At 59.5% G+C, this 955-nt stretch carries 1 protein-coding gene; it reads right to left on the reverse strand.

Features of this window, described 5'->3' with window-relative positions; genetic code table 11:
- Positions 1-117: 117 nt before the first annotated feature.
- On the reverse strand, positions 118-955 hold an 838-nt coding region (locus ALO64_RS25775), incomplete at its 5' end, for a DbpA RNA binding domain-containing protein (protein WP_174517440.1).

The raw sequence follows: 955 nt of genomic DNA on the forward strand, positions 1-955 counted from the left end.
CAAGTTCGCTCCCACGCCCTACGGGCAGAGGCCTGAAAACCTCGTTTTCAGGACCTTCGGGGCCTGTATATGATGCTCGGCGCGGAGTGTAGGGACTATCAGGGTCAACTATAAACTTTACAAAATCCGCACGCGCAGCGACTTGCCTTTGATCTTGCCGTTGTTCAAACGCTCCAGAGCCTGTTTGGCCATGCTGCGCTCGACGGCGACGTACGCCTGGAAATCGAAGATCGCGATCTTGCCCACCTGAGTGCCTGCAATACCCGCTTCGCCGGTCAGCGCGCCAAGAATGTCGCCCGGGCGCAGTTTGTCCTTGCGACCCGAACCGATGCACAGCGTCGTCATGGTCGGCAGCAGTTTGCCGCCTTCCTTAACGCTTAGCTGATCGTACTGCTGCCAGTTCAACGGGGCTTTCTGCAATTCTTCGATAGCGCGGGCGCGCTGGCTTTCCGACGGTGCCACAAGGCTGACCGCGATGCCTTTTTCGCCTGCGCGACCGGTACGGCCTACGCGGTGAATGTGGATTTCCGAATCGCGCGCCAGCTCGACGTTGATCACCATGTCCAGTGCGTCGATGTCCAGACCGCGCGCGGCCACGTCGGTGGCGACCAGTACCGAGGTGCTGCGGTTGGCGAACATCGCCAGTACCTGATCGCGGTCGCGCTGTTCCAGATCACCATGCAGACCGACGGCAGACATGCCTTTGGCGGTCAGGTGGTCGACCACTTCCTGAACCTGCTGCTTGGTGAAGCAGAACGCCACACAGGACGCCGGACGGAAATGACCGAGTACCTTGACCACCGCTTCCAGACGCTGCTCCGGAGAGATTTCATAGAAAATCTGCTCGATCTGGCTGTCGGCGTGCAGCGCTTCGACTTTGACAGTTTGAGGGGCACGCATGAATTTCGACGACAACTGCTTGATGCCAACCGGGTAGGTCGCGGAGAACAGCAGG

It is taken from the genome of Pseudomonas meliae (assembly GCF_001400515.1).
Taxonomy (GTDB): Bacteria; Pseudomonadota; Gammaproteobacteria; order Pseudomonadales; family Pseudomonadaceae; genus Aquipseudomonas; species Aquipseudomonas amygdali.